The organism is Lysobacter sp. CCNWLW3 (genome assembly GCF_036697405.1).
GTDB lineage: Bacteria > Pseudomonadota > Gammaproteobacteria > Xanthomonadales > Xanthomonadaceae > Lysobacter.
This window is the reverse complement of sequence record NZ_JBAHWA010000016.1, coordinates 1-14704: the sequence shown is the minus strand read 5'-3', so window position 1 is coordinate 14704 and position 14704 is coordinate 1. Positions and strand designations below refer to the sequence as shown.

Here is a 14704-nt window from a genome sequence, read left to right as displayed (position 1 = left end):
CGCCCACGGATGCCACCGCGAGCGGCTGGCTGCGCCGCAACGGCTTTTGGCTGCTGGGTGCGCTGGTGCTCGGCTCGCTGGCGTTCGCCTTGCCTTATCGCAGCGCGCTGCGCGAACAGGAGCGGCGCGCGCCGCAACACGCGATCGAGGTAGCGGCCGGCGATTGGGGCGACTATGAGGATTCGCGCTGGCGCGTGGTCGAAGTACGCCGTGTCGACGGCCTCAAGCCTGGCGCTGCCGGCTACCTCAGCGCGCCGGCATCCTTGCTGGCGGTGACTTACGAGGTGATCCCTGGGGCCACGGCGCTTTCGGATCGGCTTGACCGCTGCGAGAGCCGGTTATCGCACGCCGACGGCCGCCGCTGGCGTGCGGGGTCGACGTCGCTGTCGCGGCTGCTCGGGCCGCGCGACGAGCTCGGCAACGGCTGCGGTTCGCGTCTGGGGCGCGACTTCGAGCGTGTGCGCGCGCGTGCCGACCGGCCGTTCCGCTTCCGTCATCTGTACTTGGTTCCGGCGGCGCAACCCGAACGTGAATTGCGCGCTGAACTACTGCTGCCGCCGGCGTCGGGCGTCCAACCTTCCGGGCATTACCTGCGTTTCAGTCTGTAGTCGCATCGGCCGGCCGCCCAAGCGCGCGATCGCGCGGTCGAAGGTCGCCGCCAGCAGGACCACGCGCAACAGCTCAGTGAACAGCGCCGGCCGCACCGACATCGGGCCGTTGAACAGCAACGACACCGGTTGGCCGATCACGTTCCAGGTCTGCCAATCGTGTGCGCCAATCAGATGAACCGCCACACGCCAGGCCGCGGCGTCGGCGTAGGCGAGCAGCTGCCAGCACAGACACAGGGTAAGCAATGCCGGCAATCCGGCGCGCAGCACCAGGCGCAGGCTGTTGACTACGGGCACGCCCTTGCTGGTCCATCCGGCGCTGAGTTTGTCTGCCAACGTGCGCCATACCAGATGCAGCCTGCGATAGCGCGTGCCGACCTGGTGCAGATGCGCGTCGGCGCCGTCCAGGCGTTGCCGGCGACGCAGATCCAGGCCGTAGAAGATGGCGACGATCGCTAACCACACTAGCGGCATCACCACGGCGCCAGCGGCGGTGGACAGAAGGTCCCAGGCCGGATCCAGTGCGCGCTTGATCGGCGCCAGCGAGAACAGTCCGAGGAACGGGTTCTGCCACCAGTCGGCGATCGCGGCGTAGATCACCCGCGCCTGCCACCAGGTTTTGACCCAGGCCAGACCTTTGGCGATCGCGGCGACGCCTACGAACACCCAGTAGGCTTCGCAGATCGTGGCCAGAACGGTCCACGCAGCGTGGCCGCTGTTCGCGGCGCGGCGCTTGGCCAAGTATCGCACCACCCAGGCCACCAGCAACGCGATCCACAGCCCGCGCAGCTGCAGCACGTCGTTGAAGTTCTCGCGATGCTCGAAAGACACGCCGAAAATATAGTTGAGCGCGAAATCGCGCTTGACGCCTTCGAGCAGACCCCAGCTTGCGTAGTAGGCGAAGAACGGCAGCAGCGCAACCGCAAGCGCATCGAGCCAAGGCTGGCTTGGGGCAGCCGAGATCGTGCGCCCATGCGTGGCGAGACTGTTCAACGAAGGTCGCAGCGCCAGGAACATGGCAATGGTGCCCGCCAGCTGGGTCACGATCAGCAGCGCGATCGCCGCGTAAGACAGCAACACGCTGGTTTCGGCCAGCGCGATCGCACCGTCCAACAACAGGTCGTAGGCCACGCGCTGGGCGAAGTACCAGAACAGCAGTGCCGGCCAGTGCCGCCACAGCAGGCGCGCCGCGAGCCGTGGGATCTCGAGCCACGCGTGATCGACGGGCAGGTGCGCGGTCACAGAGGCCGGGCTGGCGGAGGGAGCACTCATCGGATCCTTGCTCTGTGGCGACGCCGCATCCTAGCAAGCCCTGTCGTGCCTGCGCCGCCGCAGACTAGAATCAGCGTTGCGATGTCTCCCATATTCGGGATCCCTCCCGTGACCCGACTGAAGACCGCCCTGGCGGCCTGACCCGGTGTCTGCCCGCCGTTTCCGCCGGCGCGCACATCCCGTTCCTCAAGCACAACCCGTTCAACGAGCGCGTGCGGGTCGAATCCGCTTCGCGGAGTCCGTTTCAGGCCGACTTCGCGATGGACTCGCCGAACTTATCGATCGCCGCGCTGGACGGCACGCGAGGGCCGATCAAGGCCAGCGCGAAAATCCGGCGGGCTGCTCTCCTGTAGCCGGTGCCGGCGACCGACGCACCTAAAAAACTGTATCGCGCGCCTGAAAAGCGTGTTGCTTCCCGGCGAGCCGGCCCTGAGTGACGGGGCTAATTGGGCAGGGCGACAGCAGGGCTGAAAGCTGCTTCGTTCTGCTTGGCAAGCGAAGTAAGACTACCAGCCGCCACCGTCTTTCGGCTCCTCGACAAGGAGGTCTTGAAGTAAGCGCTTAAGCGATTCGATGCGTGCCCTGTCCGCAGAGCTACAGCTAGTCGCGCACTTTTGCTCGAGATCCGCCAACTCTTCTATTAGCTGCGCAACGTTGACGTTAATGAGGTCAGCTGCGGTAGCCTGTCCAAGGGAAAAGGTCAGCGCAAGCGCCAAAAAGACATTTGCCAATTTCATTGCCGACGTCCTATGAACTGATGAACTGAAGTTCCGAGTTGTATCACAACCAACACGTCGGTCAGTAAAATGGTCAGTGATCGAGAAGTGCATGCACATTTTTTATGCGTTTCGGCATCTGAGTTGTGGCGTTACCTACTACTTGCACTGTCAACATATAGCAGCAGCCGAAAAATCCCACATGCAATAAGCGCATCATCGGCCAGGTGACGCGCAGCCTGACGCCCAGCAGCTGAGTCGGCTTACTATGCATCTCGGTTGAGGAAAGAGTGTTTGCGTGCCATTCGATTCTAAGATTGCGCGTGCTGGTCCTTGCGCTTCAGCATCGAACGCTCGTCGAGCTTGACCGCCAGATCCATCAACAGGTCGTAGCAGACTCGCTGGGCGAAGAACCAGAACGCCAGCACCGGCCAGTGCCGCCACAGCAGGCGGGCGCTGAGCAGCGGGATCTCCAGCCATGCGCGTTCGACGGGCAGTTGCATGGAGGCCGCGGAGGCTGGGCTGGCGGCGGAAACGCTCATCGGGTCCTTCCTCGGTGACGACGGCGCATCCTAGCAAGTCGCATCGTGCCTGCGCTGCCGCCGGACTAGAATCGTCGGCGCGATTCCGCCCCTATTCCGGATCCCCCATGACCCGATTGAAGACCACCCTCGGTGGCCTGGCCCTGTGCCTTGCCGCCGCATCCGCTAGCGCGCACGTTCCGTTCCTCAAGCCCAACCAGTTCAACGTGCTCAACGCGCGGGTGCAGGTCGAATCCGCCTTCACGGAGTTTCCGTTCCAGGCCGACTTCGCGATGGACTCGCCGAACTTCTCGATCACCGCGCCGGACGGCACGCGAGATCCGATCAAGGCCAGCGCGAAAACCCGTGGCGCGGTCTACCTGGAGCCGGTGCTGGCGTCCGACGGTACCTACCGGATCAGCACCGGCGTGCGTCCGGGCCCGACCTACAAGGCCGTCGAAACCGCGGAAGGCAAGCTCTATTTCTCCGACGACATCGCGCGCAAGCAGGGCGTGGCCACCTCGCTGAAGTACGCCAGCCGTGCGGATGTCTACCTGGCGAAAGGCGAGCCCGGCTATACGCCGCGACCGATGAACGAAGGCGTGGAGATCATCCCCTTGTCGTCGCCCAATCGCCTGGCCTTGGGCGGCGAGCTGCGCCTGCGGGTGCTGCGCGACGGCAAGCCGGTTCCGCATGCGCGTATGGTGGTGGTGGCCGACAACGAACACTACGTGGCGCACCGGATCGGAGACCTGTACGACGTCGAAAACGTGCGTGAGAGCAATCTGCGCGCGGACGCCGCCGGCGAGATCGCGTTCCGCCCGGCGCAGGCAGGCCTGTACCTGCTGTTCGTGACGGTCCACGAGAAGATCGACGCGGCGATGTGGGAGAGCGACAACGCATCGCTGGCGCTGGAGGTCAACCTGCCCGAGGCGAAGTCTCGACCCTGAGGGCGCGCCGCGCCGGCGACGATCGCAATGCGGTCGTCGCCAGCGTCCGGAGTATCCGGCGCCTTACTGCGCCGTCGCGACCGGCGCCGGCGCTTCCACCGGCTTGGCCATCTCCGGGCTGATCTTCTCGATCGTGTGGCGCAGTTCGCGGCCGAGGATGACCTTGGCGTCCTTGGCCCAGGCGTCCAGGCGTGCGTCGAAGGCGAGCTTGCCGTTGCTGTCGGGCCAGACCAGCTTGAGTTCGCGCAGCTTCTGGATGAAGCCGCGGAACAGGGTCTTGTCGAAGAACTCCGGCGCGGCCGGCGCGTACAACAGCGACAGGCGCTGGGCGGCGAGCTGGCACTGGCTTTCCAGTTCGCCCGCCGACATGGTGCCGGCGCCGTTCTTCACCAGCACCGAAATCGCGATGTAGTAGCGCTCGAAGGCCTGCTGCAGCGAGTGGCCGATCGCGCGCAGGCGGAACACTTCGTCGGTCTGGCCGGCGTTGCGCGCCAGGATGCCGCCGTCGTCTTCGCTCACGCGTTCCAGCAGGCCTTCGCGGATGAACACTTCGACGGTAAGGGTGAGGCGCTGGGCGAACTCGTCCTCGGTCCAGGGCAGGAACAGCTCGGCCTGCAGGAACGGATACACGCTGCGGCCCAGGCGCAGCACGCCGGCCAGGCTCATGCGGCGGTTGTGCTGGAAGCAGCAGGCGATCCACGAGGCGCCGGTGAACAGGTGCAGCACGTTGTTGCGGAAATAGCTCAGCAGCACCGCCTTGTCTTCGCCGTCCACGCCCAGCACATCGCCGAGCGGATGGGCGATGCGCTCGAGCACGTTGATCTCTTCGCCGTGGGCGACGATTTCCTGCGGCGTGTGCGGGGTGACGGTGACGCGGTCGGAGTAGGGCAGCTCGGCCAGCAGGGTCTTGGACAGCGCGATCTGGGCCAGCAGGTCGGCCTCGCCCATGGCGTGCTTGGGCGTGGACAGCAGGGCCAGCGCCAGCAGGTTGATCGGGTTGACGTCGGCGGCGCGGTTGACGTTGACCTGGATGCGCTCGGCCAGCGCGGCGACGGTGTCCGACAGCCACTGCGGCTTGTCGTCCTCGCCGACCGGGCGGCCATCCCATTCCGGCGCGTGCTCGGCGAGCACGTCGTTGAGCCGGATCGGCTCGCCGAAGTTCACCACCACCTGGCCGTAGTTGGAGCGCAGCACCTTGGGGATGCCCCACAGCAGCTGCCAGATCGATTCCTTTTCCTTGGGCTTGCCCGACAGCTCGTCGAGGTAGCTGTTGCCCTCCATCAGCTTCTCGTAGCCGATGTAGACCGGCTGGAACAGCACCGGCCGCGTGGGCTGGCGCAGAAAGCCGCGCACGGTCATCACGATCATGCCGCCCTTGGGCGGCAGCAGCCGGCCGGTGCGCGAGCGCCCGCCTTCGATGAAGTACTCGATCGAATAACCGCCCGCGACCAGCTGCGCCACGTATTCGGAGAACACCGCCGAATACAGCGCGCTGCCGCGGATGCTGCGGCGCAGGAAGAACGCGCCGCCCTTGCGCAGGATGGTGCCGACCACCGGCAGGTTGAGGTTGGCGCCGGCGGCGATGTGCGGCGGCACGATGCCCTTGGTGTAGAGCAGGTAGCTCAGCAGCAGATAGTCCATGTGGCTGCGGTGGCAGGGCACGTAGACCACTTCGAAACCGGGCGCTTCCTGCTTGAGCTTGTCCAGGTGGTGGACCAATACGCCGCGGTAGATGCGGTTCCACACCGGGGTGAGCAGGAAGCTGGCCGAGCGCACCACCGGGTGCGAATAGTCGGCGGCGATCTCGTAGGCGATCGCGTGCGCCTTCTTCCAGGCGTCGACCGGCGAGCTGTTGTCGCGGCGGGCCTGGTCGGCGATCGCGTCCTTGACCGGTTCGGAGGCCAGTACCTGATCCACCAGCAGGCGTCGGGTCGACAGGTCGGGGCCGATGACCGCGGCGCGGATGCGGCGGAAGTGGGTGCGCAGCACGCGCGAGAGCTTGCGCACCGTGCGTTCGGCGGGCAGGCCCTCGGCGACGATGCCGCGCAGCGACACCGGCGGCGAGAACCGCACCAGGGTGTGGCGGCCGTTGAGCAGGATCGCCAGCAGGCGCCGGAAGCGGCCGACCAGGGTCCAGTTTTCCGAGAACAGCACCGAGAACCAGCCGGTGCTGCGGTCGGGCGCGCGGCCGACGAAGATCGACACCGGCACCAGCTGCACGTCCAGCTCCGGATCGGCGCGGTGCGCGTCGAGCAGGCGCGCGAGCGAGCCGGAATGGGTCTTGGCCGGCGGCGGCTGCGGCGCGGCGCCGCCCAGGGATTCGCCCAGCGACTGCAGCGGCGCCAGGGTGCCGCCGGCGTTGCGGCGCGACAGCGCCACGTAGGCGCGCTTGCGCCCGAGCGGATCGCCGGGCAGCGGCTGCAGCGGCGAAGGCAGGCCGCTCTCGCGGCAGGCGCGCTCCAGGATCAGGGCATTGGACAGGCCGTAGTCTTCCAGCACGTAGCAGACCGGGCGGCCGTTCCATTCCTCGGCGACGTGCTCGGACGGCGACTTGGGCTCGATCGTCAGCTGCACCCACGGCGCCATCAGGCGGCCGAGCAGCTTGGCCCACCAGGGCCGGCGCGCGGGCGGCAGCGGGCGCGCTTCGGCCGCGGACGGCGCCGGCGGCGGCATCGGCAGCTCGGGCTGGGACGGGTCGTGCTCGGGTTCGATCGCGTGGGCGTGCTCGGGCAGGGCCGGGTCGGCGGCGTGCGCGGCCGGGCTGGCGTCGCCGGCGGTGGCCGACGATTCCGGAGCGCCAACCGGGTCGGCGGGCGGGGTGGCTGAATTCTGGTTCTGCACAGATTCGTCCGTTAACGCGCCGACATCGGCGCCGAATATGCCGCCTTCCGCATTCTGTGCGGTGTCGGCTGAGGGTGCGGTCGAGTCTGCGGCGGGCGCGGAGCCGGGCGCGGTGGCCTGGGCCGCGGGCTCGCTTTCAGGGGTCGCGCTGGGCGGGGCGTCGTCCGGACGGGCCGGTGCGGCGTCGGGGAAAGGCAGGGGCGTTTGTTTCGGCATCGGCGCCATTATGCCCATTCGGATTGGGGCTGCTTGCGCGGATGCGGCGGCATCCCGCGTGCCGCCGCCCCGATCGGACGCGGCGCGCGGCGCCCGCGCTAGGGCGCGGTCTTGGCGACCGGCGCGCGCGAGTCGGCGTTGCGCGCGCTGACGCTGCGCGCGGCTTCGGTTTCGGCGTGGCGCAGCACGTCGCTGAGGTACCAGCGGCCGTCGTGGCGTTCGACCCGCACATAGGCATCGATCGGCTGACCGGCCATGGTGTAGCGGATGCGCACGCGCGCGCTGTCGCCGGTCTGTTCGGCCAGGGTCGCCTCGACCCGGTCCAGGCTGGCGTCGATATCCAGCCCATAGCCGACCAGCACCTGCTTGAAGCGGCCGAAGAACGGACCCAGCCGTTCCAGGCTGCGGTCCATGCCGGTGATGGACAGCGCGTCGGGGCCGGTCAGGCCGGTCTGGCGCGCGGCCGCGGCCAGCTGCGGGATCGCGATGCGGGCGCGCTTGGGATCGCCCAACGGCGCGCGCTGGCCCCAGGCGCTGATCGCGCCGATCAGTTGGGCGTAGTGGTCGCGCTCTTCGGCGCTGTAGTCGCCCTCGCTGCGCACGTACTGGGTCGCGAACAGGCCCAAAGTGGCGGCGGCCGAGCGCAGTTCGGCGTGCGCGCCGGCGAACTGGCGTTGGTAGACGGCCTGCAGTTTCTTCTCCGCGCCCGGTGCGGCCAGGGCCTGCAGGAAGCCGGGCAGGCGGTCTTCCAGCGGCAGCTCGGTCAGCGGCCAGAGGGTGCGGCCTTCGCGCCAGGCGGTTTCGAGACGGTCGTGCAGGACCGGCGGCACCGCATGGCGCGCATAGCCGGCCAGATCGTTGCGGCGCAGGTCGCGCACCAACTGCTGCACCGCCTCGGCCGGCAGCTTGGGCGGCGCGTCGTGGCCGGTCGGCGGCGCGCGATCGCAGCCGCCGCAGGCGACGACGATCAGCAGCAACGCGGCCAGGGCGCGTCGGGCGGTGAACATCGGTGGCGGCTCCCCAGTCGCGGACTGGCATCTTGGCCGTGCGCCCGGGCCGACACAAGCCGTCGGCCGGGGGCGCTCAGAAAGCGCCATAGCTGACATATCGCGTCTACTAGTCCTAATTTTCAGCGCGAAGATGAAACTGTGACGGTTCACGGAAATTGAGCTGAACAGGTCTCCGCGCGTATTCGTGACCGCGATCACCGTGTGTGCGTTCATGTCCAGCTACGTTGCCGCTATGGCACGTTTTATGCGTCAGTAAACAAGCCAGATCCGGCAAGACGCCGGATCGTCAGCACGCGATCAGCGCAAGGAGCACCGATCTATGCGTCTTTCCCCGAGTCATCTGCTTGCAGCCCTCTTCGTGGCCGGCATCGTGCCCGCCCACGCCGCCGACGACAGCACCCAGTTCGACGTCACCATCACGATCACCAGCGTTTGCGACATCCACACCGTCGCCGCCACCGACGTCAATTTCGGTTCGGTCGCCTCATCCGCGACCAACGTCGACCAGCAGGGCCAGCTGACCGTGAACTGCACGCCGGGCACGGCCTACACGATCGCGCTCGACAACGGCCAGAACGGCGCCGACGTCGACTCCCGGGCGATGAGCGACGGCACCAACCAGGTTCCCTATCAGCTCTATCGCGCCGCCGCGCGCGGTGCGGGCGATGTCTGGGGCAGTACCGTCGGCGGCGGCGGCAACGTCCTGGCAGGCAGCGGCACGGGTGCGGCGCAGAACCTGCCGGTATACGGCAGAACGCCGAGCGCCAACTTTCCCAGTGCTACTTACAATGACGTGGTAACCGCCACGGTGACCTACTGAGCGGAGCGTAGGAGTGAGCGGCCGTTGGCTCGCGCATGCCGTTCGCGCCGCGCTCGCCGTCGCGGCCCTGTCGGGCGTGTTCGCGCAGGCTCCGGCGATGGCGGCCGGTCTGCAGGTCACCCCGACTTCCCTGACCCTGCCGGCCGGCAAACGCGCCGACGGCCTGTGGCTCAGCAACACCGGCGACCAGCCGCTGCATGCCCAGATCCGGGTGTTCCGCTGGACCCAGGAAAACGGCGAGGAACGTTTCGAGGCGACGCGCGCGCTGGCGGCCAGTCCGCCGATGCTTGCGCTGGCGCCGGGCGCGCGTCAGTTGGTACGCGTGATCCGGCTGGGCGCACCGCCCGCGGCCGAGGAAGCGTACCGGCTGATCGTCGACGAGCTGCCGCCCGGCGATCGGGAACGACAGGCCGGTCTGCAGTTCGTACTGCGCTACTCGGTGCCGGTGTTCCTGGCTCCGATCGGGGACGCGACCATCGCACCGGACCTGCGCGCGCAACTGCAGTTCGACGGCGCGCAGACGCGCCTGGCCGTGCACAACCGTGGCAGCCAGCACGCGCAGTTGGCCGACCTGACCTTCGTCGACGCGCGGGGAGGCCGCCATGCGATCGCGCCGGGCTTGCTCGGTTATGCCCTGGCCGGTCAACGCATGCGTTGGCCGCTGACCGAGTCGGCCGAATTGCTGCGCGGTCCCGGCACGCTCAAGGCGAGAGTCAATGGCGAATCGATCGAGCGAACCCTGGCGCTGGACCCGCCGGCTCGCTGAAGCCATGTTCGCCGGCCTGCTCTTGGCATCCTCGGCGGGCCATGGGGCGGAGCTGCCGCCGTTGATCGCGGCCGATGCCGGCGAGGCCGGCACCGCGGCCGCGCCGCTGCAGCTGTACCTGGAAGTCAGCCTCAACCAGACCGCCTACGGCACGCCGCAACCGTTCGAGCTGCGCGACGGCCGTTTGTTCGCCAGCGTCGCGACCCTGCGCCAGATCGGCTTCGTCCTCGAGGGCCATGCGGACGGCGAATCGCTGGCGCCCGACAGCCTGGCCGGCGTCAGCGTGCGCTACGACGCTTCCTTGCAACGCGTGGCGATCGACGCGCCGTTGTCGTTGCTGTCCTTGGCGATCACGCGCCTGAACACGCCAGGCGTCGATATTCCCACCGCGTCCGCGTCGCCCGGCGTGCTGCTCAACTACGACTTCTATGCCAGCCGCGACGACCGCGGCGACAGCATCAGCGCCTTCGCCGAACTGCGCGCTTTCGGTCTCGGCGCCGGCGTTTTCAGCCAGACCGCGGTGACGCGCAGCCATCGCAGCCAGGACGAGCCGCGGCGGACCGATTCGGTGCGCCTGGACAGCAGCTGGCGTTGGTCGTCGCCAGCCTCGATGGTGAGCGTGACCGTCGGCGATGTGATCAGCGGCCAGCTCGACTGGACCCGGCCCCTGCGCCTGGGCGGCGTGCGCATCGGCCGCGATTTCGGCCTGCAGCCGTATCGCATCACCACGCCGCTGCCCACCTTCCTGGGCGAAGTCGCGGTGCCGTCGGCGGTGGACCTGTACGTCAACGGCATCCGCCAATACAGCGGCGAACTGCCGCCGGGGCCGTTCCAGCTCGCGACCGTCCCGGGCATCACCGGCGCCGGCAATGCCCAACTGATCGTCACCGACGCCTTCGGCCGCAGCCGCCAACTCGACTTTCCGTTCTATGCCGCGCAACAACTGCTCGCCAAGGGCTTGTCGGATTGGTCGCTGAGTTTGGGCATGGCGCGCGAGGACTATGCGCTGCGCTCGTTCTCGTACGGAAGCGAACTGCTCGCCAGCGCGGACCTGCGTTACGGCGTCAGCGACGAGTTCACCTTGGAGGCGCACGCCGAAGGCGGCGATGGCGTGGTCAACGGCGGGCTCGGCGCGATCTGGTTGCTCGGGCGCGCCGGCGTATTCGGCGCTTCGCTCACGCACGGCCAGGACCGCAGCGACTCCGGTTGGCTGTACGCCGCCGCCTACAACTGGAGCAACGGCCGCTTCAACCTGGCCGCCGACACCCAGCGCACGCACGGCGAGTACCGCGATGTCGCCTCGCGCTACGGCCTTGGCCCGGCGCGGATCAGCGAACGCGCGGTGGCGAGCTGGAACGACGGCCGCCTGGGCAGCCTGGGCCTGAGTTACGTGCGCCTGGTTTATCGCGACGAAATCCATCGCGACGAAACACCGGCCCGCTACGGCAGCGCCACCTGGACTCGCACCTTCAAGGGCGGGGCGACGCTGAGCCTGTCCTACAACCAGAATCTGGATCGCGGCGAGGATCGCAACGTCTACCTCGGCTTCTCGATGCACCTGGACTACGGCCGCGAGGATCGCCGCCTGCAGGTCAGCGCTTCGCTGCAACGCAACCGCGATCGCGACCAAGCGGTGCTGGACCTGAGCCGGCCGATGCCCGGCGACGGCGGTTTCGGCTGGCGCCTGCAGGCGCGCGGCGGCGACGGCGAAGAGGGCGGCCTGGCCGAAGTCGGCTGGCTGACCTCGTTCGGTCGCTACAACCTCGGCTTCGCCCGCCAGGGCGACAACGACTACGGCTATGCCAGCGCCAGCGGCTCGCTGGTGTGGATGGGCGGCCATGCCTTCGCCGCGCGCAACGTCAGCGACGCGTTCGCGGTGGTTTCGACCGGCCGCGCCGAGGTGCCGGTGCTGCTGGAGAACCGGCCGATCGGCCGCACCGATCGCGACGGCATGCTGCTGGTGACGCCGCTCAATGCCTGGCAACGCAACCGCATCGGCATCGATCCGATGGAACTGCCCGCCGATCTGCGCCTGGACCGGGTCGAGGTCCAGGCCACGCCGCAGGACCGCTCCGGCACGTTGGTGCGCTTCGGTATCGAGCAAGTCCGCGCCGCGGTGCTCGTGCTGCACGACGCCAACGGCCAGGCCTTGCCGGTCGGCAGCCGCGTGCATCTGGACTCGGGCGCGAGCGCGGTCGTCGGCTACGACGGCGAAACCTATCTGGACGCCTTGCAGGAGCTCAACACGGTGCGCGTCGACACAGCCGACGGCGCCTGCAGCGTGCGCTTCGCGTATCCGGCCGGCGGCGGCGTGCCGCGCATCGGGCCGCTGATCTGCCAGAGGCAGGTATCGCCATGAATCTCCCGCATGCCGCGGCCTTGTGCCTGATGTCGGTGCTGTTGTTGTTCGCGCGCTCCGCAGAGGCGGCGACCACCTGCAACGGCAGCATGACCGGCATGACGTTCGCACCGACCAGCGGCGGTGTCACCGACGCCACTGCGACTCTCACCGTCACCTGCAACACCTTCGGCCTGTCGCTGCTCGCCAACGCCAGGGTCAACATGTGCGTGAGCATCCGCAGCGGCACCGACGGCGGCGGCACGCTCAACCCGCGCCGCCTCGTCAACGGTTTCGGCGATCCGATGAACATGCAGCTCTATACCGACGCTGCGCGCACGGCGATCTGGGGTTCGCGCGGCGATGCCACGGTGCCCAACCCGGTGCTGTTGCAATTCACCTATGCCGTGCCGGTGCTCGGCGGCAGCGAAACACAGAACGTGACCCTGTATGGCCGCATTCCGGCGCAGACTGGGCTCAACGCCGGCACTTACAGCAATCGCTTCATCGCCGCCGCCGACACCCTGATCGAGTTCCGCTATGACGAGCAACTGCTAGGCACCCCGCCGATGCCGGCCTCATGCATCTCCGGCGGCAGCCCCGGCGCCTCCAGCCAGTTCCCTTTCACCGTCAACGGCTCGGTGCCCAATAGCTGCACGCTCACCCCCAAGCCGGTACCCAGCCTCGCTTTCGGCAACGTGCCGGGGCCGATCGCCGCGAACGTGGACCAGGCCACGTCGATCGGCCTGGTCTGCAGCGGCCGCACCGCCTGGCAGATCGGCCTCAACAACGGCCTCCACGCCAGCGGCACGACGCGGCGCATGCGCAACGGCGCCGGCCAATTCGTCGTCTACGAGCTGTATCGCGACAGCCCGCGCAGCTTGCGCTGGGGCAATACCCTGGGCAGCGACACTTTGGCCGGCACCGGGACGGGCGCGGCGCAGTCGCTGCCGGTCTACGGCCGGGTCGGCGCACAAGCGCCGAACATCGGCAGCTACAGCGACACCATCACGGTGACGGTGACGTACTGATCGCCCGCTACGTGCAACCGGCGCAACCGGCTTGACGTGACTGCCGCGCGCATAAAAAAAGGAGGCGCTGGGCCTCCTTGTAAACCGGCCGAAGCCGGGATTTCGAGTTGTGGCATGGCTCCGGCCGAGGCCGGACGGGAGCAGACTACGTCCCCCGTTAACTTAATGCAATACCTGAAATAGATCAAAATAAGTTATTGATTTTAAATGTAAAATCTCTGCTGAGATGTCATAAGCGAGGTGTCGACTCAGGGCGCGACGTTCAGCGCCGCGCGCTTGCTGGCGCGCCGTGCTTCGATCGGCTGGTCCCAGGCGTTGTTGAACAGCGCCGGCTCCCAGGAGCCGTAGGTCGGGTTGGGCAGCATCCACCAGCGTTCGCCGAACCAGTCGTGGTACTGCTCCAGCAATTGGCTGCGGCCGTCCGGCGTGTTGGCCACGATCTGCACGAAGTCGCCGAGCTGGTCGCCGAACTGCATCAGCACGCGGTACTTCTGCCCGGCCAGCTTGCGCCGGCAATTCTTCTCGCTGCCGTTCTGTTCGCAGCCTTCGACGAAGGTGCCCAGGCCGAGGAAGACGCTGTCGTCCTTCACCGGCATGCCGACCGCGCGCAGGTTGGCGATGGTCGCGGCCTGCAGATGCTCGGCGCGGTTGGACAGGTACAGGATGGTCACGCCCTTGGCGCTGGCGGCCTTGGCGAAATCGACCACGCCCGGCAGCGGCTTGGCCTTCTTCTCGGCGACCCAGGCGTCCCAAGTGATTTCGTCGTACTGCTTGCCGTCGCGGACCAGGCGCGCCTGATAGGGCGAGTTGTCGAGCACGGTCTCGTCCACGTCCATCACCACGGCCGGCGCCAGGCCGGTGGCGGCGTTGCCGCGTTCGTCGGGCACCAGCGCGTCCCAGTTCTTCTGCTTCAGCGCCACGTCCAGCTTGTCGGCGGCGGCACGGTAGACGGTTTCGGTCGCGGCGCGGTATTCGGCCGAGGTCTGGACCCAGAGCACGGCGTTGAGGTTGTCGTCGGCGCCGGGCACGGCAGCTGCGGCGGACGTGGCGCCGGCTGCGGCGGTCGCGGGAGCGGCGGCGGCCGCCGGCTCGGCCGGCTTGGCGGCCGGTTCGGTGCGCTTGCAGGCGCCCAGCGCGAGCGCGCAGGCGAGGACGGACAGGGTGAGGGCGCGGGTGTGCATGCGCGATCCGGGGCTGGGAAAGGGCAGCAGTGTAGCCGAGGCGTGTGGCGGGGTTATGCGTGGGGCGGTGGCTGGATTGGCCGGGTCGCGGCGATCTCCCAAGCGCTGCGCGTGCGGGCCACTTTCTCTTGCCGGGCTCCCTGTAGGAGCGGCGCGAGCCGCGACCGCGAATTCCGGCTGTTGTGTCAGCTGGTCACCTTCTCCTGCTTTTGGCTCCCTCCTTTATCAAGGGGTGAAGCCGTGCGTTTTCGAACCGTAGGTTCGTGCGCGGCTGAACGACAGCGGCTATGCCTGCTGGCCGGGCGGGTTGGGGAGGATTTGCTTTTGCCTTTGCTGTGCGTGGTGGTCACGAAGGTCACGGCTTCCGCCCGCTGCGCGTGCGGGTCACTTTCTCTTGCTAGCCCAAGAGAAAGTAACCAAAGAGAAGGGCTAGC

Annotated in this window: 12 protein-coding genes; 6 read left to right on the top strand and 6 right to left on the bottom strand. The window is 67.9% G+C overall.

Annotation, left to right across the window (positions count from 1 at the left end):
• The first annotated feature begins 65 nt into the window (after positions 1–65).
• On the top strand, positions 66–608 hold the full coding sequence (locus V1318_RS18055) for a hypothetical protein (RefSeq protein WP_332941130.1): 543 nt from the start codon (positions 66–68) through the stop codon (positions 606–608).
• Here the strand turns inward: V1318_RS18055 and V1318_RS18050 are convergent.
• The 3 genes from V1318_RS18050 to V1318_RS18040 all read right to left on the bottom strand — a co-directional run bounded on the left by V1318_RS18050 (position 546) and on the right by V1318_RS18040 (position 3138).
• Positions 546–1850, bottom strand: coding sequence for a hypothetical protein (locus V1318_RS18050; protein WP_332941129.1), 1305 nt, complete (start codon positions 1848–1850; stop codon positions 546–548). The genes V1318_RS18055 and V1318_RS18050 overlap by 63 nt on opposite strands.
• Before the next feature lie 536 nt (positions 1851–2386).
• A complete protein-coding gene (locus tag V1318_RS18045; RefSeq protein ID WP_332941128.1) occupies positions 2387–2617 on the bottom strand; it encodes a hypothetical protein in 231 nt (76 codons plus the stop codon).
• Between the two features lie 290 nt (positions 2618–2907).
• The gene (locus V1318_RS18040) at positions 2908–3138 is read right to left on the bottom strand and encodes a hypothetical protein (RefSeq protein WP_332941127.1); all 231 of its coding nucleotides are present in this window, start codon (positions 3136–3138) and stop codon (positions 2908–2910) included.
• 107 nt (positions 3139–3245) lie between these two features.
• Between V1318_RS18040 and V1318_RS18035 the strand changes: the two genes are divergently transcribed.
• Complete coding sequence (locus V1318_RS18035; protein ID WP_332941126.1) at positions 3246–4067, top strand: DUF4198 domain-containing protein; 822 nt, start codon at positions 3246–3248, stop codon at positions 4065–4067.
• Between the two features lie 63 nt (positions 4068–4130).
• Here the strand turns inward: V1318_RS18035 and plsB are convergent, their stop codons facing one another.
• Positions 4131–6908, bottom strand: coding sequence for a glycerol-3-phosphate 1-O-acyltransferase PlsB (gene plsB / locus V1318_RS18030; protein WP_332941125.1), 2778 nt, complete (start codon positions 6906–6908; stop codon positions 4131–4133).
• A 314-nt stretch (positions 6909–7222) separates the two neighbouring features.
• Positions 7223–8131, bottom strand: a complete 909-nt coding sequence (locus V1318_RS18025) for a hypothetical protein (protein ID WP_332941124.1) — start codon at positions 8129–8131, stop codon at positions 7223–7225.
• 322 nt (positions 8132–8453) lie between these two features.
• Here V1318_RS18025 and V1318_RS18020 point away from each other — a divergent pair, with 322 nt between their 5' ends.
• From V1318_RS18020 to V1318_RS18005, 4 genes are read left to right on the top strand one after another with little or no spacing between them, the layout of a single operon-like run.
• Entirely contained in the window at positions 8454–8954 is a 501-nt protein-coding gene (locus V1318_RS18020) for a spore coat U domain-containing protein (RefSeq protein WP_332941122.1), read from the top strand.
• A 13-nt stretch (positions 8955–8967) separates the two neighbouring features.
• The gene (locus V1318_RS18015; RefSeq protein ID WP_332941121.1) at positions 8968–9720 is read left to right on the top strand and encodes a molecular chaperone; all 753 of its coding nucleotides are present in this window, start codon (positions 8968–8970) and stop codon (positions 9718–9720) included.
• 4 nt (positions 9721–9724) lie between these two features.
• A complete protein-coding gene (locus V1318_RS18010) occupies positions 9725–12079 on the top strand; it encodes a fimbria/pilus outer membrane usher protein (protein WP_332941197.1) in 2355 nt (784 codons plus the stop codon).
• The gene (locus V1318_RS18005) at positions 12076–13089 is read left to right on the top strand and encodes a spore coat U domain-containing protein (RefSeq protein WP_332941120.1); all 1014 of its coding nucleotides are present in this window, start codon (positions 12076–12078) and stop codon (positions 13087–13089) included. Before V1318_RS18010 ends, V1318_RS18005 begins: the two co-directional genes overlap by 4 nt.
• Before the next feature lie 248 nt (positions 13090–13337).
• Here the strand turns inward: V1318_RS18005 and V1318_RS18000 are convergent, their stop codons facing one another.
• Positions 13338–14270, bottom strand: a complete 933-nt coding sequence (locus V1318_RS18000; protein ID WP_332941119.1) for a 5'-nucleotidase, lipoprotein e(P4) family — start codon at positions 14268–14270, stop codon at positions 13338–13340.
• Between the last annotated feature and the right edge of the window lie 434 nt (positions 14271–14704).

Coding starts and splice junctions, on each gene's coding strand:
- V1318_RS18045 (WP_332941128.1), bottom strand. CDS start 2,617: ATGAAATTGGCAAATGTCTTTTTGGCGCTTGCGCTGACCTTTTCCCTT.
- V1318_RS18040 (WP_332941127.1), bottom strand. CDS start 3,138: ATGAGCGTTTCCGCCGCCAGCCCAGCCTCCGCGGCCTCCATGCAACTG.
- V1318_RS18035 (WP_332941126.1), top strand. CDS start 3,246: ATGACCCGATTGAAGACCACCCTCGGTGGCCTGGCCCTGTGCCTTGCC.
- V1318_RS18025 (WP_332941124.1), bottom strand. CDS start 8,131: ATGTTCACCGCCCGACGCGCCCTGGCCGCGTTGCTGCTGATCGTCGTC.
- V1318_RS18020 (WP_332941122.1), top strand. CDS start 8,454: ATGCGTCTTTCCCCGAGTCATCTGCTTGCAGCCCTCTTCGTGGCCGGC.
- V1318_RS18010 (WP_332941197.1), top strand. CDS start 9,725: ATGTTCGCCGGCCTGCTCTTGGCATCCTCGGCGGGCCATGGGGCGGAG.
- V1318_RS18005 (WP_332941120.1), top strand. CDS start 12,076: ATGAATCTCCCGCATGCCGCGGCCTTGTGCCTGATGTCGGTGCTGTTG.
- V1318_RS18000 (WP_332941119.1), bottom strand. CDS start 14,270: ATGCACACCCGCGCCCTCACCCTGTCCGTCCTCGCCTGCGCGCTCGCG.